The following is an 18,911-nucleotide window of genomic DNA, read 5'->3' as shown; positions in this document are numbered from 1 at the left end:
TATGTCTTGTTTTGAAACATCCACTTTCCTGAAAAATCCTCAAGTTTTTAAAATAGAGGTTTTTATCGAAGCAATTAAAATTTTTAATTGGGATTATGAAATAAAAAGTAATAATGAAGTTGTTGTTACTAAAATTCCAAATACAAATCTTTACGGAGAATTTGCAATAAAAATTAAAAATGGAACAGTAACTTATAACAGTTACTATCTAAAAAATAGCAAAGAACTAATTAAAGAATTGCAGAGTGAATTTTTTGTTTTAAATGTCGAATATGCCAAAAAGACTATTCTTTCTGAATTTGAAAGTGTTGGTTTTTCCCTAAAAAAAGACTACGACTTTGAACCGAATGAAGAAGTTAGAGAGAAGTTTTTTATGGTTGGTTATTCGAAACTAGAAAATGAAGATGAAAAAAGAACAGAAATAGAATTTTCAATTCTAAAAGATGGTACTATAATTTCAGATTCAAACTATATTCCATATGATATTCACGAATTAGCTGATAAAGCGATGGAAGGAATTGAAAAGTCATTTGGAAATACTAGAAGAGAAGGAATAGAAATAAAAAGAAAAGAAATACCAGTAAAGTATAAAAACAAGTCATACTGTAGTGCTTCAAATAAAATCATAGCAAAAAATTAAAACAATGGAAAAATCATTTGAAGATTTAAAATATATGCTAGATGCTAATTATCCACTAATTTATCTAGCATCACCTGAATATGGGCGTATAATTCAAAAAGTTAGAAGCACAGCATTTAGAAAAGGATATATATTTAGCACTTGGGATATTGTTGATGGTTTACAAATCCATAGAAAACTTGAAAATTCAAATAAATTAGATAAAGTTGAAAAACATCCAAATAATGGGGAAACTAAAAACCCTGATGCTTTTCTTGAATTTTTACTAAAAGGAAATGTAGAAAATCAAGACACTAAAGAAATTTTTATAATTGAAGATTCTCATAAACAATTTCGTGATGAAAAGTTTGTCGTTCAATTAAGAAAATTAACACAGTATTTTAAAGTATTAAACAAACACTTACTTTTGTTATCTCCATTTTTTAAGTTGCCAATAGAGCTAGAAAAGTATGTTACAATTTTGAATATGCCTTTACCTGATAAAAGCGATTTAGAAAAGCGATTAAAAGTAATAATGAAAGGTGAATCTTTAAACGAGGATTTAAAAAACCTAATTTTAGACGCTGGTGCAGGACTTACAGATGTTGAAGCTGATTTAGCTTTTCGCCTAGCAAAAGAAAAAGTAGGCTTAAATAGTAAAGATTCAATTAGAATAATAGCAAGCGAAAAAGAACAGATAATAAAGAAAAGTGGAATTCTAGATTATCATCATACTACAGAAAATTTAGATTCAAGTGTTGGTGGTTTAGATAATTTAAAAGTTTGGTTGAAACAAAGAAGCAAAGCATTTGAAAGAAAGGCTAAAGTATTTGGTTTAAAAGAACCAAAGGGAATGTTGCTTTTAGGTGTTCCTGGAACTGGAAAAAGTTTAACAGCAAAAGCAATTGCTACAGAATGGAATCAACCTTTATTAAAGCTAGATATAGGTAAAGTATTTCAATCAGAAGTTGGTAGTAGTGAAAACAACATAAGAAATGCGATAATGACTGCAGAAGCCATCGCGCCTTGTGTTTTGTGGATAGATGAAATTGAAAAAGGATTAAGTTCTGGAGGTGGTGAAAAAGATGGAGGTACAAATTCGAGAGTATTTTCTACCATTTTAACTTGGATGCAAGAAAAAACGAAACCAGTTTTTGTTGTTGCAACTGCTAATAATATTAGTAATCTTCCTCCTGAACTTTTAAGAAAAGGTCGTTTTGATGAAATATTTTTTATTGACTTACCAACAAAAAAAGAAAGGAAAAATATATTTGAAATTCATCTCAAGAAAAATAATCAATTAAATATAACTGATTTTAATTCAATAATTGAAGGAACTAAATATTTCAATGGAGCTGAAATTGAAGAAACTGTAAAAGAAGCTATGTTTAAGGCATATATTGAAAACAATGAAGAACCAGCAATTAAATTATCACATCTAATTGAATCAGCCGAAGCAATTGTTCCTCTTGCAATCACAATGAAAAATAAAATTGATGGATTAAGAGATTGGGCATCAACAAGAGCAAGATCAGCAAGTTCTGATGTAAAAAAAGAAGATTTAAAGAAAGATAACTCTAAAAATCAAACATTAACAAAAAGAGAAAAGGAAGAAGATATTTTTTAGAAATTGTGAAATTTGAGCAACTGAAAATAAGGCCATCATAGAAAATTATCAAGCGTAGAAAAAAATAGAAATATTATGAAAACATGGTGTAAAACCGCATTTTACACCATGTTTTCTATATAATTAAAAAATAAACTCGAAAAATAAAACTTACAAAAACCGCCATAACTAATAATAAATTTAGGACAAAGACAAAGACAAAATGAATGAAGTAGCGTATTTTAAAGGGGAATCGCAGTTGAAAAAAGAAAGAAAATTGTATGTTTTTATATTAATTATTTCAATAGCTTGTATTTTTTATAGTGTATTGAAAAACGATATGATTTTACTAGTAGTGTATACATTGTTTTTTCTTTTTGGAGTTTATATCATAATAAAAAACTTTAAAAAAACTCCAAGTCTTATTGTGAATAAAAAAGGGATAAAGAGTAATCTGAATAATATGGGAATTGTTGAATGGAAACACATCAATGATTTTTCGATTAATTCAAATCATAAAAATAAATTTCTAGTGTTAAATCTAAAAGAAAATGATGAATATTTAAAGAGTGTTAGTGCATTTTCAAGAGCTTTAATGAAAACAAACATTGGAAAATTTGGAAGTCCAGTAATTTTTCCAAGTGTGTTATTTTCAAAACCTATTGAAGACATCAAAGAAGAGTTGGAAAATTATAAGAATAGCTTGTAATTTAAATTTTATTTCTTGTTGGAGGTGAAATTTATTCTATTAGCAAGTGAAAAAGAAATTTAAAGAATGGTGGAAAAGTTAAATAAAGAACTAAATCGAGTTTTTAAGAATTTATCAATTTCGAAAATAAATTATACAATTGATTTTTGGCATTTAGAATTCAAAAGACATTATGAAGATGATAAATATAAAATTGAGAAAATTGATAATATTTGGATTCATGCACATGAAATTGAAGTTAATAATGAGAATGAATGGATTGAGCTACTTAAAAATGGTCCATTTGATTTAACTAAAAATATAGATTATAAAGAATCAATTAAAGCTTTAGTCTTGTTTAATCTAGCTAGAGAACCTATACAAGAAATAGAAATAAATAAAGACTCAGATTTAATTTTAAAATATTCTGAAAATCAGTATTTGAAAATTTGTGGAAAAGTGGATATTGTTGATTGGATTTGGTGGATTGATTTTGAAAACGAAAAACAATTTATATTAAATGAATACGGAAAAATAATAGTTGAAAACAAAAAATTAAATAATCTAATTAAAATTGAAAAATAAAAGAAGATTAAATGTTCAACAACAAATCGAATTAAAAAAAGATTCAATTCTAAAAGAGGCTAAATATTGGCGAGAAAATCGAATACCTAAACCTTTGGAGAAAATTTTTTCAGAAAAAGGTATAGAAATCGATCAGTCTATACTATTGAATTATGAACAAGATTTTCCAGGAATATGTACTGATGAAGGATTGATTTTAACGTCTGAGAAAGTTTTTTACAAGTTTGAAGCAGATTTAAATTCTGAAAAGACGGAATTAATTGAATTGTATTTATTTATAGATATTTCAGATCAATTTGAGATTAATGAACATAAAAAGGGAATAGGAAAAACTTATGGTTTTCTGGCGATAGAAATTCTTAATGAATTAAATAGAAAATAAAACAAAAGCTTGAACAGTTTCAATAGTACTTTAGCTTTTAAAAAATACATTGTGTGAAATCAAAAAAAATATAAAATGAAAGAAATATTACAAAGCATCGGGATTGAAAATTTAAATTCATTTATTTATGAATTTGACTCAGTAAGAATTGACTGGTGGGATAATAAAAATGAAACATCTATTGAAATTGAAATTCATGAAATTGAAAATGAAGTTTTTGAACTGAATGTGGTTTTTTGTCCTGAAGTAGAAGGTATAGTTGAAAGAACAATAATCTTGAATTCAATTTTTAAATTCAACTCATTAGAGAATAATGCTTTTATAGCTAAAGTAATTTGTGAAAATTTAATTCCAGAAAATACTTTTACTTTTTCAGAGGAACAAAATACTTATATAATTGAAACTTTTGAAGATTTAAAAAATGTTTTTAAAATAATTTCAAATTTAATATCTAATAAAGATCCGAAACTTATTATGGATTTAAATAAAGTTGAAGATTTTGATGAAGAAGAAATGCCTTATGATGTAGGAGATAATTTAGATCACTTTATCGGAATGATGTATATGAATTCAATTGAAATTACCAAAGAAAATATAATTGAATATATTGGTATGGCATTGGAATTTGAAGGAAAAGAATATTTTGAAATATTAAAAGAAGAAGTCGATGTTGAGTTGCATCAAGATTTTCAAGGAGATTATGGTATAGAAACTGATGGATTAGAATTAATTAAAGATACAATTAGAAATTATACTTTAGAATAAACTACGAATTTCACTTCTTGTCGTTGATGTAATACAAAAAGTGAAAATGTAGATAAGTTTAAAAAGAAATAAATGGAAAAGGATGAGACTATACTTGAATTAATAGCTGAAATAAATAAAGAATTTGATGAAAATAAATATCTTCTGAAAGATTTCTGGGAAGGAGATTTATGTGCTATTGGATTTTCAGATTTAAATGAAGAAATATTAATTTATGTTTCAACCTGGGAAAAAGAAAAAGGTTGTTTTTATATTGAAATTGAGAAATCAAATAAAGATAATCCTGAAAAATATAGAGTGTTAGATAGAAAAGAAAATGTTGAATTTAAAGAATTGAAATCTATATTTAGGAGTTATTTATAATTGGAAACTGTGAATGAAAAGCTATAAAAATCATAAAGCTTTGGCAATACAATATAGCTTCAATTTTTATACAAAGCCATAAAGTTGAAAACGTAGTATAGCATTGAAAAAGAATTAAAGTAATATGAAATTGAATAATTTTAAAATTGAAGAAAATGAAAACGAAACTTTAATTATATACCGCCTACAGATAAAAGATTTTATATTAATATTTAAAGATTTGTTGATAGTTATAGTTTGTGTAGTTCTTTTTTATCTTTCACAAATTAGTAATATTCAAGTCATATTTGCTGTTGTGCTATATATTATCCTATTAATTGCTTTAATTTATCTTTTTAAAAGTTTATTTAAAACATTAAACAGGTGTTTTTCGACGATTTATATAGATTCAGAGCTCAAAATTATTTCGAAAAAATACATTTTTAAAAAAGATGAAATTATATCTGATATTAAAACAATTGAGCTAAAAAGAGAATATGAAAGTTTAGAAGTAGATGATGAAAATTATTTGATAATTGCTTATAATATTGAGGCAAATACTAAAAATGGGAGTAAAAGCATTTTGAGAATATATAATTCAAAATATATAAATGTAAATGAAAAAGATCAATATAAAATTAGTAAACAAATAACTAAGTTGATTGGCTTGAAAATAGGAAAAACAACAAGAATTGATAATTCTATATTCAAGAATAAATAAAAAAATTATACAAGAAAAAAGAGCGATTTAAAACTACCGTACTAAAATTATGAAAATGAAAAAATGGAATCCAATTTTAGGAATATTGTTATTGATAACTTTTACGAGTTGTCAAGAACAGCCAAATACACATAAACTAATAACTAATGAACCAAAAGAAAGTGAATTAATTGGTAAATACACTTTTAAGTCGCAATCAATAGATAGTTCAATAGAGTATTTTGAAAATGAGAATGGAGAAGTTGTTAAACCAACAATAATCATTAAATCTAATAACGAATTTGAAATTAAAAATATTCCTTATTTCAAAGGATTTCCACCAAAATATAGTGGTTTAATTAGTGAAAAAGGAAAATGGCAAAAAGATGTTTTAGGAGCAATTGATGTTGGAGAAAAAGAGAATCTAGAGCATTGGGGAATTCACTTTATTGAAATGCGAAAGGAATTAAAAGGAGCAGGTTTAATGAATAAAAAAGATCCTTATGATTTGGTTTTTACATTTGGAGATCCTGACCAAGGAGAAGTGATGATATTTAAAAAAGAATAAAATAGAATTAGCGTTAAAAATATTTTATTTATAAATATCCTAAAATAATTAAAATGAGAAACGTATTACTTTTATTTTTGGTACTTATTTGTCAAAAGATTTATTCTAAAGAAAAAATTTACATGCTGCTAAATTGTGTAGAAAAAGAAACCAAAAGAAAAATTGAATTGGTAAATCTTAAAATTTATAATAATGATAAAGAAGTAGATTATAAATTAATGGAAGATGGAGTATTGGTTTTAAATTATAAAAAATTAAAGAGATTAAAAATTCAATTTTCTGATAACATAATTGATTTTGGAAAGCTCAACAAATTAAATGATAAATAATATATTGAGATTGATTTAATGTTGAATAAAAATAAAGATGAAAACAATCTTGAAATAACATATAATAGTTTAGGATGTGTTAGATATATTTTGAAAAAATGTAATTCTAAAGAAAATGAATGTAATAAGATTGAAATAAGAACTCCATCAAGTTTTGTTTAGAATGAAAAGAAGAAAACTTTAGAATTGCATGATGGTAATCCTGTGTTTAATAAATATATTGAACTAAGATAGATTAAAAAATAAAAAGGATTTAATGAAGTGTATTTTATGTAAATAGTATTAAAAAATTGAAGAAAGAATTATATTTTACAGTTAAATCGAAATTGATATTGAATCATTCAATGATGGTTTTTATTGGATTAATATTAACTATTGTTGGTTTGTATATTTTACACCCATTTCGAAATATTGGAGATATATTAATCCCTGTATTATGTTTTAGTTATTTTTGGATATTTCACATCATTCTTTTAATTCAATATTATATTAAAGATTACCAAAAAAATATAATAATAAGAGGTTCTAAAATAACAATAATAAAGAAGAAAAGTGTAAGAGAATTGAATCTTGAAAAAGATGTGAAGGATATTATTTTTGTTGATAGAATGAAGCTCCATAAAGACCCTTTTAAGGAATTTAAATTTATTAAAATGATTTTATCAAGTGGAGAAAATATTTATATCACTTCTTTAAGCGGAAATATTAATGAATTAGTTTCTAGAACAGATTTAAAAATTAAAGAAGAAAAAGTGTTTTATCCTATTTTAAAATAAAAATATAAGAACCTTCAAGTAAAATAAATTTGAATTTTTAGTTTAAATGTATTCGAATAATGTTTGATATGCTTTTTTGTTTACATTTTTTTTCCTTTAATAAAGAATAATAGTTTTAATGTAAAGAATAGTGAAATTATAAACTTATAATTGTGACGCTTTATTTAAATTTTCACTTCAAATTATTTTATCTTTTCAAAATTAAAATACTCCTAAACTTGATTTGTTTATATTAAAAGACTAGTTTTGACGAAAATTGAAGAGTTTATACACAGACTCCTGTTGTGAATAATATAATCCAAAAATAGAAATGAAAAAGAAAACAATATTCTTCAGCATATTAGCTGCTCTTGTTTTATTAGTGTCAACATTCCTTTATATGAATAAGGATAAATTTGTTTATGTAGGTTCGGTAGATATTATTGAAGTTGATTGTAGTAAAAAACATCAAATCTTGAGTGAAGTTTATGAAAGTGATCAAAAGATTAGAAAAACAAATGAATTATTCAAATATGCTAAAGAAGATCATAGAAATCAGGAATTAGTGATTAGTATTATTGAAAAGTGTGGAATGCCAACATTAAAAGAGGTGACTCAAAAGCAAATGGATGCAATCTGGTTGGGTCTGCAACACACTGATGCAAAAACTAGAAAAAAGTATTTTCCGAAAATAGAAAAAGCAGTGGGAAATGGAGACTTGTCTAAACAACAATATGCTTTAATGAAAGATAGAATTCTGATGGATGAAGGTAAACCTCAAATATATGGTTCACAGATAAAAAATGGCAAATTGTATAAATTAGAAAATCCTGAAACTGTGAACAAAAGAAGAAAGGAAATGGGAATGGGTACAATAGAGGATTATTTAAAGTATTTCAACATTCAATATAATCCGAATTAAAAATATTTCACAATAACTAATTATAGAATATATTTCGAAGCATATTAAAATAACATTTTGATATGCTTTTTTGTTTATTAATAATAGTTCGTTTACATTTGAAAATCTGCTGCTATGAAAACTTTATTTTACAATAATTTATAGTTACAGATGTAATTGAGATAACAGGAATTCTTGTTATAGTAATGTTTACAATAATAAAATAGATATGAATAATTTAAAAGACTTTTGGAAGTCATCAGAATATGCCAATAAGGGATATCTAGAAGAATCTTTATCAGAGGAATTAATTAATAAAGTTGAATCTACTTTAGGTTATAAACTACCTGTGGATTACATTAATCTGATGAAAATTCAAAATGGAGGTATTCCTGAAAATACTTGTTTTCCAACTAATGAAAGTACCTCATGGGCAGAAGATCATGTTGCTATTAGTGCCATAATGGGGATAGGATTTGAAAAGAAATATTCTATTTGTGGTAGCTTAGGAAGTCAATTTATGATTGACGAATGGGAATATCCTAATGACGGAATATACATTTGTACATGCCCTAGTGCTGGACATGATATGATTCTTCTTGATTACTCGAAATGTGGAGCTGAAGGTGAGCCTGAGGTAGTTCATGTTGATCAAGAACTTGATTATAAGAAAACTTTTTTAGCGAATAATTTTAGTGAATTTATTGTTGGTCTAGTCAATGAAAGTGAATTTGATAATTCTGAAGAAGAATTATATGAGACATTAGAAATATTTAAAAATGGACGTTTTTCGAATATTCTTCAAAAATATTTTAAAGCAGATAAGACAATAAACTTTGACAAAGTACTAAGAAATTTATTTGAAGAGTTAACCAAAGAAAAAGGGTATTTTGCACTTCATGATGATCCATTGTCATATTTGGCATATGATATTCAATTTTATCTATTAAGTATTAACAAAAGGATTAAATCAAAGGAACAATTTGTTAGTGAATATCCTTCGATGGTAGCTATGGGGGACAATGAAATATCTATAGGAGGGTATGCTGACTTTTTCTCAGATTGGTATGATTTAAGGTTGAGAAACATGAAGATTAAAAAAGGTTTTTTAGGTCGTTTAAAATTCACTGATGACTATAAAATAACATTATTTAAACAAATTGAAAAATATAAATAACTATCATCAACAAAACCTAAATCTCATTAAGAAGTACTTTAGTTAAATGTTGAGTAACATTAAAACCAAAATGTTAAAAAAAATAATTCAGAAAACAATCGAGAAGGGTAAAAAAGAGCCTAAAGCAGTACAATGTTTATGGTATTCGGATGTTGATTATATAGCATTGGATGTTGAATTAGTATTTAAAACTAGGCAAGGATATGAAAAGGAAAATGTTGCTACTCTAAACTATAAGGACTTTGAAAGTCAGAAAGAACTTAGTGAAGAAGCTAAAAGAATAGGAAAAGTCTTAGCTGAAAAGTATAACGCTGAATTTTATTTTCCTTCGCCAGATGAATGGTCAAGAGATTGTCCTGATTGGTGGAATTCGAAAGCTGCTTTTAAATGTGAAGATTGTAGAACGCCAATTATTCAAACTGATAGCGAACATACTCCTAAAGAGGTATGTTATCCTTGTCATTTAACAAGAGAACAAAACAATCGAATTAAAAATGCTATACCATATGATGATGGAGTATCCATGTGTTTTTATAAAAATGGAGAATATAAAAGAGTAGGTTATGTTTCTAAATTTGAAAGTTTTACAATTTCATCGTTTATAAAACATAAAATATCCAATGAAGAATTAAATAGTTCAATTAGTATTTTATCATTAGATAAAAATGAAATTAAAAATTTAAAACAAGAACTAGAAAATAAAATAGATGATAAACTAAAAAACTATGAAAAACCCATAAAGGAGAAAAGACTTTCTAAGCTTAATACAATTAGAAGTATTAATTATAAATCAATTGAGTATCAATTCAAAGGTTTTTTTAATGAAACATGCAATCTAATTTACTCCTTTAATCAAGCTCAAGAAGCACTTGAGAAAGGTTTTGAATATAGGATATTTATGAAGAATGGCTTTACTCATAGAGATGATTCAATTCTTCGTTTTATTCATTTTGTAAATAAAGGAGATACCAATATTTCGGAAATATTTAAAAGATATAGAGAAATATTATCTCTTTCAGAAATAGAATCAACAATAACAAAATTGATTGAAATTGAATGTCTAACTAGAATTCAAGACAATATTTTTATAACAGAAAAAGGAAAAAGTATTATTTGAAAATAACGAACATATAAATGGTAAGCATCATTATTGACATAAAGTAACATAGAAAAACTTGGTTCAATAAAGAGTTGTGCTAAAAATCAGTCATAATGATTGAAAATTATATACTTATACAATATTTATTCAAGCATATTAAAATAACATTTTGATATGCTTTTTTGTTTATTAATAATAGTTCGTTTACATTTGAAAATCTGCTGCTATGAAAACTTTATTTTACAATAATTTATAGTTACAGATATTGTAAAAAAACTATGAATAAATATTACTTAAACTAAATGAAAAATAATCCTAAAATTACATGGAATATCCTCCTTATTCTTATTCCAATTGTCTGTATATTTTATATAATTGATATAAAAGATGTGTTTGGATTTGAAATTTTTATTACACTTATTTGGTTACTTGGAAGTTTTTTAATCATTGGATTATTACTGACTGCAATAATTATCTCTGATATAGAAAAGGTGTTTCCTAGTAAAATAAAACTTATAACTGTTGGACTTTTATTATTCACATACATATTCGTGCAAATAAGTTTTAATGGAGGTTTTTGGGGTAAAACATTGATATCAGCCGAATTTATAGATGATAGAAGTAGTATACGATTAAAATTATTCGAAAATGGCAAGTATATTCTTGTTTCAGATAGGTTTTTTGGAGATGAAAGATTTGTCGGAAATTATAAAATGAATTCAGATACCATATTTTTTGAAAATTCCCCGCTTATTGACAATGATTTTGTTTCAAAGGAAATCATTATCAAAGATGATTTGAGTTATTTTTATTTACTACCATCTGGAGAATATGATAAAGATTACTATTATTTTAAAATAAAATAAAGGAACAAACAAAAGAGTGTAAATCACAAAACAAACAAAAGTCACAATACGAGTTTATGACTTACGAAACTTATCAAAATTAAAGAGAATGATGGAATTAAATAAAATTTCAAAAAGAAAAGAATTTAATCAATTCAGCAAGGAATATTATTATGAATTAGAAGTGGATGGAAAATTACTTGAAGATTTTATAAATGAACAAAATCCAGAAATTAAAAAAGGATTAGTTCCAACATTATTGAATTGGTTGAGTGATGAGTCTGAAAGAAAAGTTGTTTGGAAAAGAGTTTTACCAAAAATTGGAGAAAAAGAAAAATTACCAATTTTAATGTGTTCAGAAGATATAGATTTTTGGTGTACTTTAATTATTGTTGAAGTAGAAACAGATGAAAATTATATTTATTGGAATAGGTTTGGATTAGAAGATTCGGATACCACAAATCCTGAAGAAATTGCTGAGAATGTAAATTGGTTTGAGAATGTCAATAAAATGAAATTTCGTAGAGAAAACTATTTAAAGGTTTTAAACGAATTTAAATTAAGACTGAATGAAGAAATTGCATATTAATATAATACTAGAAAATTAAAAATTAATTTAGTTATAAGAAGATGAGAAAAATATTACAATTAGGATTGTTAATTTTAATAGGAGTTGCTTTAATTTCTTCAACTTTAAAAGAAGACTATTTTGAAGGTGAAATACATTATGATATAGATTATAAACTTCAAACAGATAGAACTACTATTGAAAGTTTAAAATTATCAACTGGATCGAAGATGGTAATGTTATTTAAAGACGGAAATTATTATAAAAAAATATACAATTCCAAAAATGAACTAATTGTAGAAATAATGTTACTATTAGAGAATAAAAAATATTATTGGAAACGATATGATTCTGATACAATAAACTGGTTTGATATAACTAAAAACGATTCACCAACAGTTTTTAAAATTTCCGGAAATAAGACTTTTTTAAATCAATATTGTACAATTGTAGATTCAGAAACAAAAATTAATTATAACAATATAAATAAAGTTTTAAAAGCTAGGTATGTTTATTCGAATGAGTTGAAGACAAATCCAAATTGGTACGATGAATATAAAGAAGGAAATTATAATGAAATTTCTAAGAAACTGAATTGTATAATTTTGGAGGAAAAATTTGATGCTTACTATTATGAGAAAATATTAAGAGCGACTTCAATTATTTCAAGAAAAATAAAAGATAAAGAATTCGGATTCGATATAAAAAACAAACCTTTAAAACAAATATAAAACGACGCACAACAATTCTGAAAATATATGTTTACACCAATCATAAGAGTTTTACTTATTATATTCTCCCTATTAGCTGCTATGTATTTTTACTCAATAGAGGATTATAATAATATGTCAATGATGTTTATATCATGTGGATTAATCATTTATGGATATTTTAAATACGGGACAGTTTATGCTGCTTTTCAGTATGTTAAAAATGACAATTTTAAAAAAGCAGAAGAACTGATTTCTAAAATTAAAAATCCAGACAAACTGACTAAAGGACATAAAAGCTATTATTATTTTACGACTGGAATCATTGCTTTAAATAAAAATGATTTTCACAAAAGTCATTCTGACTTAACTCAAGCTCTTAATCTAGGTTTAAGAATTAAAAATGATAAATCAATTGTGTTATTGAATTTAGCAATTGTTGAATTTTATAGAAAGGATTATGAAAAAGCGACTGAATATATTAAAGAGATTAGATTACTTAAATTAAAACCATTGGTTAAATCAGAAACAAATCGAATTGAAAAAGAAATAAACATTGCACAACAAAGTATGATTGAGAATATGACAGATTCGACTAAATCAGAAACAATCTTATAATAAAACCACTACAAACATTGAACTATTTATGAAGAAACTTATAAGAAATACAATAATTATTCTAATATTATTTGTGTTAGGTTATGTAATTAGAATACTAACTGGTATTTATTGGATTAGTAGACCATCTCTTTATTTTTGGGAAAATGAAACAGATTACATCTATATAATCGGGTATCTTTTAGGTAATGGTTTGCAAACCATAGCTATTATTTGGGCCTTAATAAATGTAGTAAAATTTATAAGATCGAAAAAAAAATCAGTGTCTTGAATATTGTCTAAGTAAGAAATTAAAAATCGTAAAAAAAAAATATTACGAAAATGGTGAGGATAAGGTTTATTATTTTGAAATAAGTAATGTGTTTAAAGGAAGAGAAAATCTAAAAAATAAATTATAAAATCAAAGAATAGAATCCCTCTTTAAGCTTGATTTATTTGTATTAAAATGGTAGTTTTAACGAAAATTGCGGAAATCACAATTAGGTTTCTATTATAGATCTATTTATTATGAAAAACATTTTACTTATACTATTATTTTTAATTTCAACTAATCTGACTTTTGGTCAAACTGAATACTCTAAACATTCTATTAAGTTCTTTAAGAACAATAAACAAAAAAGTCTTCGTGTACTAGATATTTGGATTATTGTAGATGGAATCAAAATTCAAGGAGAAAAGGTTGGAGATTTTTATCAATTTCCGATAATTGACTCAACTAAAAGATTTGAATTAGGCATAAAAACTAATAAGATGAAGATTGAGTCGGGTTCATTTGAAGCTCGGATGTTAAATAATGGTTCAATAATGATATTAGGGAAAATAACTCGTATTAATAAACTTCTTTCGGTTGCTGAATATAGTGAAATGGAAAAATCTGAAGACGATTATGAAATATTTGCTAAACGCTTTTTTATCGCTAATAAAGTTTATACAATTGATATTAACAATCATGAAAAAGTCAAACAACTTGAATATTTAATCGTAAAACCAAATCAGAAAGGATGTGGAAGTTATGTCTCAATACAAAATATAGTAAAACTGAAAAAATAAACATTAACAATCTTATATTATGTAATTTTTCCATGCATATCAAAATAATATTTTGATATGTTTTTTATTTTAAACTCTTTTAAAGCTAGAATTCATAAGCTTTTATTTTTTGATTTAAATATTTAATCCTTTACTTGATAAAAATATTAGATTCTTCTATATTTGGACGTCTGCTGCTATGAAAACCATTTTATAAACAAATATTTTAAGTTGTAGATATAATGAAAAATTTAAAAAATTGATTTAAAATGACACATCAAGAAATTATAAAAAAAGTTGAATGGAAAGATTTAAAAACTTTATCAATTAAAGAACTGTTGATTGAAAACAACTTAACAATTCCATGGTTTATAATTTCCATGATTTTAGCTTACAAAGGTTTGTATCTAATTGCTTTGCCATTTTCGGGTTTTTTCTTTTTAGCTGGTCTAAGGCAAGTACATAATGGATTTCATAATTCATTAGGAACAAATAAGTTTTTAACTTGGTTTACCTTATTTAGTAATAGTATTTTGATGATGACTTCTATTCATGCTGTAAAATTTAATCATTTAAGACATCACAAGTATTGTTTAACGGAAAAAGATCAAGAAGGAAAAGCAGCGCATATGAGTTGGTATGGAGCTATTTTATATGGGCCGATTCATATGTTTAAGATTCATCAAATTACTTGGAAGTTGGGGAATAAAAAATATAAACAAAATATGGCTTTAGAAGTTGCTTCAATTTTATTGGTTACATCCATAATTTTCTATTTTAATATTGAATGGCTTCAATATCATATTTTAGTTATGATTATTGGCGAGTTTTTAATGGCTTTTTTTGCTGTCTGGACTGTTCATCATGATACTTCGGAAAATCCTGAGTTGGCAAGAACGCAAAGAGGATGGTTAAAAAATAAAATAACTTTCAGTATGTTTTATCATTTAGAACATCATTTATTTCCTGCTGTTCCTACAATCAAATTACCTGAATTGGCTAAAAGGATAGATGAAAATATCCCTGAAATTGAGAAGAAAAATACGTTTTAAAAACTTCTTCAAGCATATTAGAAACAATCACATTTTTTGGTTCAATTATAATACTTAAATATGAAAAAAATATTAGTTATCATTTCAATACTTTTTCTATTTGCTTCCTGTAAACAAACATTTAAGAATAAGAATGAAGAGTTACGTTTTGAGGATATTGAAAAGGTAATTTTTTCAGGAAGAATTGAAACTCAATGCAGCTATTTTGAGCCTTTTGAAATAACTGATAAAAAACTTATCGAGAAATTTATTAAAAACATTAACAATAGTTCTTTGGATGAATTATGGAAAGGAGCTTGCAATAGTGAAATTAAAATAATTACAAATGATTCGACTCTAATTTTTTTAACTTTTGATGAAGTTTTCTCTTATTCAGGGAAATGGTATAGATATCCTGAAAAAGATATACTAGAAAAGCTTAGAAACGAAAATAAAAAACTTACTATAAATCTTCAGGAAAATTAAAACATGAAAGCATTTGTAAAATATTTCTTCTTAATTGTGCTACTAATTTCTTGTAATGAAGAAAAGCAACTCTTAGATTATTCACAACAAAGAGCCAACCAATTTGTAGAGAAACATGCTGATAAATTCATTAAAGATTCTGAGCTTTTAAGGTATAGTTATAATCCTAGAGCACAATTTACAAATAGTCAAGATTCTTCTAATAGATATCGAATTTACCAAAGAAGAAATGAAATTGAACTGATTTGCTTTTCGGATAGTTGTGAATTAGAAGAGTCATTTAACAAAATACCTTTAAAGATTTATAAGGGAAGATATACTCTGAAACAAGATTCATTATTTGTAAATCTGAATAATGATTCAACAGCTTTACAAATTCATTCTTTTAAAAGAAATCCTGTAGATTATTTTAATGAACTAAATATGCGTCTTAAAAACTATGGCGTCTTTAACTATTTTGGGTCAAAAGATAAATCATTCATTAAAGTTTATTTTTCAACTCAATACTATCTGATTCATTCTTATGATGTTGAAAATGATATAGGGCAGGATGAATTATTAAAATCTTATGACAATAATTGGTATTTTGTAAAAATGAAGCATAAAATGGATTTGGGTTAAAACCAATAGGATCAATTTTTGAGTTAATTGAATATTTTTCTAAACTTGTCCAAAATATTAGATTCGTATATATTTGGGCATCTGCTGCTATGAATTATCAACTTTTACAAAAATATTATAGTTACAGATATATTAGAAATAGCAGGAGTTTTTGTTTAAAAAAATAAACCAAATGAACATCAAAAAATTAGAAGAAGGTATCAAGGAATCTTCTTTTTCAATGCATGAGGATTATATTAAATCTTTAATCAAACCTTCTATAGAAATAATTAAAATAAAATCTGAAATCAAAATTGCTTCGAGTAAATTAGGTGGAATTCCTGATGTTCCAATTGAATTTAAATGGCCAAAACACGAGTATGGAGATTATAGATTTGTAGCACAATTTAACCTTACAGAACTTTCTGAACCTATTCCAAATTTTCCGCAACATGGTCTTTTAAGCATTTTCATTGCAGATGATGAGGATACTAATTATTTTTGGGGAGATGATGGTTATGCGAAAGTTTTTTTCTTTGAGTCTGAAAACGAATTAAAACCTTTCTCAAATTCAAATTTTCCAAATCCTCTAAGTACTGCTATTAAATTAGAAACTACTGTGGATATTCCGTCAAGAGAAGAATTGCTTGAAAATAATCCTTTAGATGAAGAACAAACAGAAGATTTGATTTATGATGTAATGGAAAATGTAGATAAAAATCTAAATTATTTACTAGGATATCCATATTATTCAACTCTGGCATATGATCCTAGACCAAGTAAAGATTGGACATCCTTACTTACTCTCTCTTCGGATAGCGCACTAAACTGGTGTTGGCATGATGGAGATTTTCTTATGTTATTTATTGAAAAAGAAAAACTAAAACAAAAAGATTTCTCGAACATCAAATCAGATGCAGGATAAAATTAAAACTAATAACAGTATGAATAAAGTTATTACTAGTTTATGTTCTAAATTAGATATTCCTGATTTAAGAGCTGGACATCTTACAATTCGAAATGAAAAAAACTGGAGAACTAATGAAATGTATATTGATTATAGTTGGTTAGTTAAAATTACACTATCATTAAACGAGTGCTGGATTTTTTCTGTCAAATTCAACAAAACAGAATTTAGAGAATTTCAAAATCCAGAAAAATTAATTCAAGGACTTTTCACTATAGACAAACAAGGTGAAATTGATGAATTTTATAAAATAACAAAAACTGACAACTTTGAAGATAAAGTTAGAAATCTAAAATATTATGATTTGTTTGATGCTAACCCAGGAATAACTTTAGATGGTGTAGCATATGAATATTTTGTTTTTGCACGAAATACAGAATTAAGATTTTCTCTTAATAATCCTAATTCGGAAAGTTGGAAGATATGGGAAAAAGAGATTTGGACAATTGGAGGTGAATTAGCAAAGAAATCTGAAATAGAATGTTTTAAAAAGATGTTTGAATAAGAAAACCTAAAAATTTTAAAATGCATGTAGTAAAGTTAAACATAATTGGGGAACAAGTAGGTTCGGAAGAATTCTTTGAATTTGTAGATAACTATTTTAGATCCCTATATAGAAGTAAACAAATAATAAATGAAGAATGTCAATATGAACCAATAGATGATGGAGTAAGTATTAATCTTATTTGTCCAGAGAAAGATTCATATACGGAGAAAAATTCAACGATTTATGCTAATAGATGGAAAAAGAAAATTGAAGAGGAATTACATTGTATATTTAAGTTTAAGTATATTGGTTTAGAACCCGAGTTTGGAAAAACTAACATTCCCAAAAAGCAAAACTTCCTAATACTTAAGACGGCACGTTTTTCACCATTAATAGAAGGAAAATCACTTGATCAAATACCATTATATAAGATTCCTTTTACTTATCATGATGGAGAATGCTATAATGATATTAATTTCTGGGAAAACAATTATGAAAGGATAATTGGATTGTGGTTTAATGGAGCTGTTGGTGAAAGATGGGCGCAAAACCAATTACAAAAACATGATAGTGAGCTTAGCAAGCAAGGAATTAAATGTTGTAAAAGAATAGAAGAAGTAACTCAAATACCTACTTATTATTTTCTCTTTAATAATAGAGCTTGGGGGCAAAAAAAAGATAAAAATAGAAAATGTCCTAGTTGTGGAAATGATTGGCTGTTGGAGGGAGGAACTTATAAAAATCTTTATGCATTTAAGTGCGATGATTGTAGGTTAATTTCTGAATTTTCACCTAACATATGAAACAGATAATCCTTATCCTGCTGCTATTTGTCAGTCAGAAATATTCGAGTAAAGAAAAGGACTATCAAGAATTATATTAAGACCGAATTAAAATGAAAAAGAATTCAGCAATAAAAATTTTAAATAACAAACATTATCACGATTGATTTTGTAAGGGACTTCTGAGTGTAACTCTGAAATTATGTATTCCGACAGCAATTTTCATAATTTTCTCTCTTTTTTCAAAGTATTTTATTCGAATTTTCTCTTTG

At 25.6% G+C, this 18,911-nt stretch carries 25 protein-coding genes; all 25 read left to right on the top strand.

The genetic code is table 11. The features are described 5' to 3' along the window. The first annotated feature begins 1 nt into the window (after window position 1). The 25 genes from I0K12_RS19465 (at window position 2) to I0K12_RS19345 (ending at window position 18,660) form a co-directional block, all read left to right on the top strand. Window positions 2-640, top strand: a complete 639-nt coding sequence (locus I0K12_RS19465; protein ID WP_196889843.1) for a hypothetical protein — start codon at window positions 2-4, stop codon at window positions 638-640. 4 nt (window positions 641-644) lie between these two features. Continuing rightward, window positions 645-2,246 carry an AAA family ATPase gene (locus tag I0K12_RS19460; protein WP_196889841.1) on the top strand — a complete coding sequence of 534 codons (1,602 nt, stop codon included), beginning with the start codon at window positions 645-647 and terminating at the stop codon, window positions 2,244-2,246. A gap of 202 nt (window positions 2,247-2,448) precedes the next feature. After that, complete coding sequence (locus tag I0K12_RS19455; protein WP_196889839.1) at window positions 2,449-2,934, top strand: STM3941 family protein; 486 nt, start codon at window positions 2,449-2,451, stop codon at window positions 2,932-2,934. A gap of 66 nt (window positions 2,935-3,000) precedes the next feature. Next, entirely contained in the window at window positions 3,001-3,498 is a 498-nt protein-coding gene (locus tag I0K12_RS19450) for a hypothetical protein (RefSeq protein WP_196889837.1), read from the top strand. Further along, window positions 3,488-3,880, top strand: a complete 393-nt coding sequence (locus tag I0K12_RS19445) for a hypothetical protein (RefSeq protein ID WP_196889836.1) — start codon at window positions 3,488-3,490, stop codon at window positions 3,878-3,880. Before I0K12_RS19450 ends, I0K12_RS19445 begins: the two co-directional genes overlap by 11 nt. 75 nt (window positions 3,881-3,955) lie before the next feature. Continuing rightward, a complete protein-coding gene (locus I0K12_RS19440) occupies window positions 3,956-4,645 on the top strand; it encodes a hypothetical protein (RefSeq protein WP_196889834.1) in 690 nt (229 codons plus the stop codon). A 72-nt stretch (window positions 4,646-4,717) separates the two neighbouring features. Continuing rightward, a complete protein-coding gene (locus tag I0K12_RS19435) occupies window positions 4,718-5,008 on the top strand; it encodes a hypothetical protein (RefSeq protein WP_196889832.1) in 291 nt (96 codons plus the stop codon). 124 nt (window positions 5,009-5,132) lie between these two features. Then, a complete protein-coding gene (locus I0K12_RS19430) occupies window positions 5,133-5,708 on the top strand; it encodes a hypothetical protein (RefSeq protein WP_196889830.1) in 576 nt (191 codons plus the stop codon). Between the two features lie 55 nt (window positions 5,709-5,763). After that, window positions 5,764-6,255 (top strand): hypothetical protein, encoded by a 492-nt coding sequence (locus tag I0K12_RS19425; protein ID WP_196889828.1) that lies wholly within the window; start codon window positions 5,764-5,766, stop codon window positions 6,253-6,255. A 53-nt stretch (window positions 6,256-6,308) separates the two neighbouring features. Beyond that, complete coding sequence (locus I0K12_RS19420) at window positions 6,309-6,584, top strand: hypothetical protein (RefSeq protein ID WP_196889827.1); 276 nt, start codon at window positions 6,309-6,311, stop codon at window positions 6,582-6,584. 290 nt (window positions 6,585-6,874) lie between these two features. After that, the gene (locus I0K12_RS19415) at window positions 6,875-7,360 is read left to right on the top strand and encodes a hypothetical protein (protein ID WP_196889825.1); all 486 of its coding nucleotides are present in this window, start codon (window positions 6,875-6,877) and stop codon (window positions 7,358-7,360) included. A 379-nt stretch (window positions 7,361-7,739) separates the two neighbouring features. Beyond that, window positions 7,740-8,261 carry a DUF6624 domain-containing protein gene (locus I0K12_RS19410; protein ID WP_196889824.1) on the top strand — a complete coding sequence of 174 codons (522 nt, stop codon included), beginning with the start codon at window positions 7,740-7,742 and terminating at the stop codon, window positions 8,259-8,261. Between the two features lie 208 nt (window positions 8,262-8,469). Then, a complete protein-coding gene (locus I0K12_RS19405; protein WP_196889822.1) occupies window positions 8,470-9,417 on the top strand; it encodes an SMI1/KNR4 family protein in 948 nt (315 codons plus the stop codon). Between the two features lie 70 nt (window positions 9,418-9,487). Next, window positions 9,488-10,534, top strand: coding sequence for a hypothetical protein (locus I0K12_RS19400; protein WP_196889821.1), 1,047 nt, complete (start codon window positions 9,488-9,490; stop codon window positions 10,532-10,534). A gap of 284 nt (window positions 10,535-10,818) precedes the next feature. Then, window positions 10,819-11,382, top strand: coding sequence for a hypothetical protein (locus I0K12_RS19395; protein ID WP_196889819.1), 564 nt, complete (start codon window positions 10,819-10,821; stop codon window positions 11,380-11,382). An 88-nt stretch (window positions 11,383-11,470) separates the two neighbouring features. Next, window positions 11,471-11,950, top strand: a complete 480-nt coding sequence (locus tag I0K12_RS19390; RefSeq protein ID WP_196889817.1) for a hypothetical protein — start codon at window positions 11,471-11,473, stop codon at window positions 11,948-11,950. A 41-nt stretch (window positions 11,951-11,991) separates the two neighbouring features. Beyond that, window positions 11,992-12,660, top strand: coding sequence for a hypothetical protein (locus I0K12_RS19385; RefSeq protein WP_196889815.1), 669 nt, complete (start codon window positions 11,992-11,994; stop codon window positions 12,658-12,660). Window positions 12,661-12,780: 120 nt separating this feature from the next. Then, entirely contained in the window at window positions 12,781-13,257 is a 477-nt protein-coding gene (locus tag I0K12_RS19380; RefSeq protein WP_196889813.1) for a hypothetical protein, read from the top strand. 507 nt (window positions 13,258-13,764) lie between these two features. Continuing rightward, entirely contained in the window at window positions 13,765-14,307 is a 543-nt protein-coding gene (locus I0K12_RS19375) for a hypothetical protein (protein ID WP_196889812.1), read from the top strand. Window positions 14,308-14,555: 248 nt separating this feature from the next. Continuing rightward, window positions 14,556-15,338, top strand: coding sequence for a fatty acid desaturase family protein (locus I0K12_RS19370; RefSeq protein WP_196889810.1), 783 nt, complete (start codon window positions 14,556-14,558; stop codon window positions 15,336-15,338). A gap of 60 nt (window positions 15,339-15,398) precedes the next feature. Beyond that, window positions 15,399-15,803: a hypothetical protein gene (locus I0K12_RS19365; protein ID WP_196889808.1), complete on the top strand. Its 405-nt coding sequence runs from the start codon at window positions 15,399-15,401 to the stop codon at window positions 15,801-15,803. 3 nt (window positions 15,804-15,806) lie between these two features. Continuing rightward, on the top strand, window positions 15,807-16,424 hold the full coding sequence (locus tag I0K12_RS19360) for a hypothetical protein (protein ID WP_196889806.1): 618 nt from the start codon (window positions 15,807-15,809) through the stop codon (window positions 16,422-16,424). 172 nt (window positions 16,425-16,596) lie between these two features. After that, the gene (locus I0K12_RS19355; protein ID WP_196889805.1) at window positions 16,597-17,328 is read left to right on the top strand and encodes a YwqG family protein; all 732 of its coding nucleotides are present in this window, start codon (window positions 16,597-16,599) and stop codon (window positions 17,326-17,328) included. A gap of 19 nt (window positions 17,329-17,347) precedes the next feature. Next, window positions 17,348-17,875, top strand: a complete 528-nt coding sequence (locus I0K12_RS19350) for a hypothetical protein (protein WP_196889803.1) — start codon at window positions 17,348-17,350, stop codon at window positions 17,873-17,875. 20 nt (window positions 17,876-17,895) lie between these two features. Continuing rightward, window positions 17,896-18,660, top strand: coding sequence for a DUF2310 family Zn-ribbon-containing protein (locus tag I0K12_RS19345; protein ID WP_196889802.1), 765 nt, complete (start codon window positions 17,896-17,898; stop codon window positions 18,658-18,660). Window positions 18,661-18,911: the final 251 nt, after the last annotated feature.

This window comes from Aureivirga sp. CE67 (genome assembly GCF_015767245.1).
Taxonomy (GTDB): domain Bacteria; phylum Bacteroidota; class Bacteroidia; order Flavobacteriales; family Flavobacteriaceae; genus Aureivirga.
This window is presented reverse-complemented; position numbering and strand designations above follow the sequence as displayed.

Coding starts and splice junctions, on each gene's coding strand:
- I0K12_RS19465 (WP_196889843.1), top strand. CDS start 2: ATGTCTTGTTTTGAAACATCCACTTTCCTGAAAAATCCTCAAGTTTTT.
- I0K12_RS19460 (WP_196889841.1), top strand. CDS start 645: ATGGAAAAATCATTTGAAGATTTAAAATATATGCTAGATGCTAATTAT.
- I0K12_RS19455 (WP_196889839.1), top strand. CDS start 2,449: ATGAATGAAGTAGCGTATTTTAAAGGGGAATCGCAGTTGAAAAAAGAA.
- I0K12_RS19450 (WP_196889837.1), top strand. CDS start 3,001: ATGGTGGAAAAGTTAAATAAAGAACTAAATCGAGTTTTTAAGAATTTA.
- I0K12_RS19440 (WP_196889834.1), top strand. CDS start 3,956: ATGAAAGAAATATTACAAAGCATCGGGATTGAAAATTTAAATTCATTT.
- I0K12_RS19435 (WP_196889832.1), top strand. CDS start 4,718: ATGGAAAAGGATGAGACTATACTTGAATTAATAGCTGAAATAAATAAA.
- I0K12_RS19430 (WP_196889830.1), top strand. CDS start 5,133: ATGAAATTGAATAATTTTAAAATTGAAGAAAATGAAAACGAAACTTTA.
- I0K12_RS19425 (WP_196889828.1), top strand. CDS start 5,764: ATGAAAAAATGGAATCCAATTTTAGGAATATTGTTATTGATAACTTTT.
- I0K12_RS19420 (WP_196889827.1), top strand. CDS start 6,309: ATGAGAAACGTATTACTTTTATTTTTGGTACTTATTTGTCAAAAGATT.
- I0K12_RS19410 (WP_196889824.1), top strand. CDS start 7,740: ATGAATAAGGATAAATTTGTTTATGTAGGTTCGGTAGATATTATTGAA.
- I0K12_RS19405 (WP_196889822.1), top strand. CDS start 8,470: ATGAATAATTTAAAAGACTTTTGGAAGTCATCAGAATATGCCAATAAG.
- I0K12_RS19400 (WP_196889821.1), top strand. CDS start 9,488: ATGTTAAAAAAAATAATTCAGAAAACAATCGAGAAGGGTAAAAAAGAG.
- I0K12_RS19395 (WP_196889819.1), top strand. CDS start 10,819: ATGAAAAATAATCCTAAAATTACATGGAATATCCTCCTTATTCTTATT.
- I0K12_RS19390 (WP_196889817.1), top strand. CDS start 11,471: ATGATGGAATTAAATAAAATTTCAAAAAGAAAAGAATTTAATCAATTC.
- I0K12_RS19385 (WP_196889815.1), top strand. CDS start 11,992: ATGAGAAAAATATTACAATTAGGATTGTTAATTTTAATAGGAGTTGCT.
- I0K12_RS19380 (WP_196889813.1), top strand. CDS start 12,781: ATGATGTTTATATCATGTGGATTAATCATTTATGGATATTTTAAATAC.
- I0K12_RS19375 (WP_196889812.1), top strand. CDS start 13,765: ATGAAAAACATTTTACTTATACTATTATTTTTAATTTCAACTAATCTG.
- I0K12_RS19370 (WP_196889810.1), top strand. CDS start 14,556: ATGACACATCAAGAAATTATAAAAAAAGTTGAATGGAAAGATTTAAAA.
- I0K12_RS19365 (WP_196889808.1), top strand. CDS start 15,399: ATGAAAAAAATATTAGTTATCATTTCAATACTTTTTCTATTTGCTTCC.
- I0K12_RS19360 (WP_196889806.1), top strand. CDS start 15,807: ATGAAAGCATTTGTAAAATATTTCTTCTTAATTGTGCTACTAATTTCT.
- I0K12_RS19355 (WP_196889805.1), top strand. CDS start 16,597: ATGAACATCAAAAAATTAGAAGAAGGTATCAAGGAATCTTCTTTTTCA.
- I0K12_RS19350 (WP_196889803.1), top strand. CDS start 17,348: ATGAATAAAGTTATTACTAGTTTATGTTCTAAATTAGATATTCCTGAT.
- I0K12_RS19345 (WP_196889802.1), top strand. CDS start 17,896: ATGCATGTAGTAAAGTTAAACATAATTGGGGAACAAGTAGGTTCGGAA.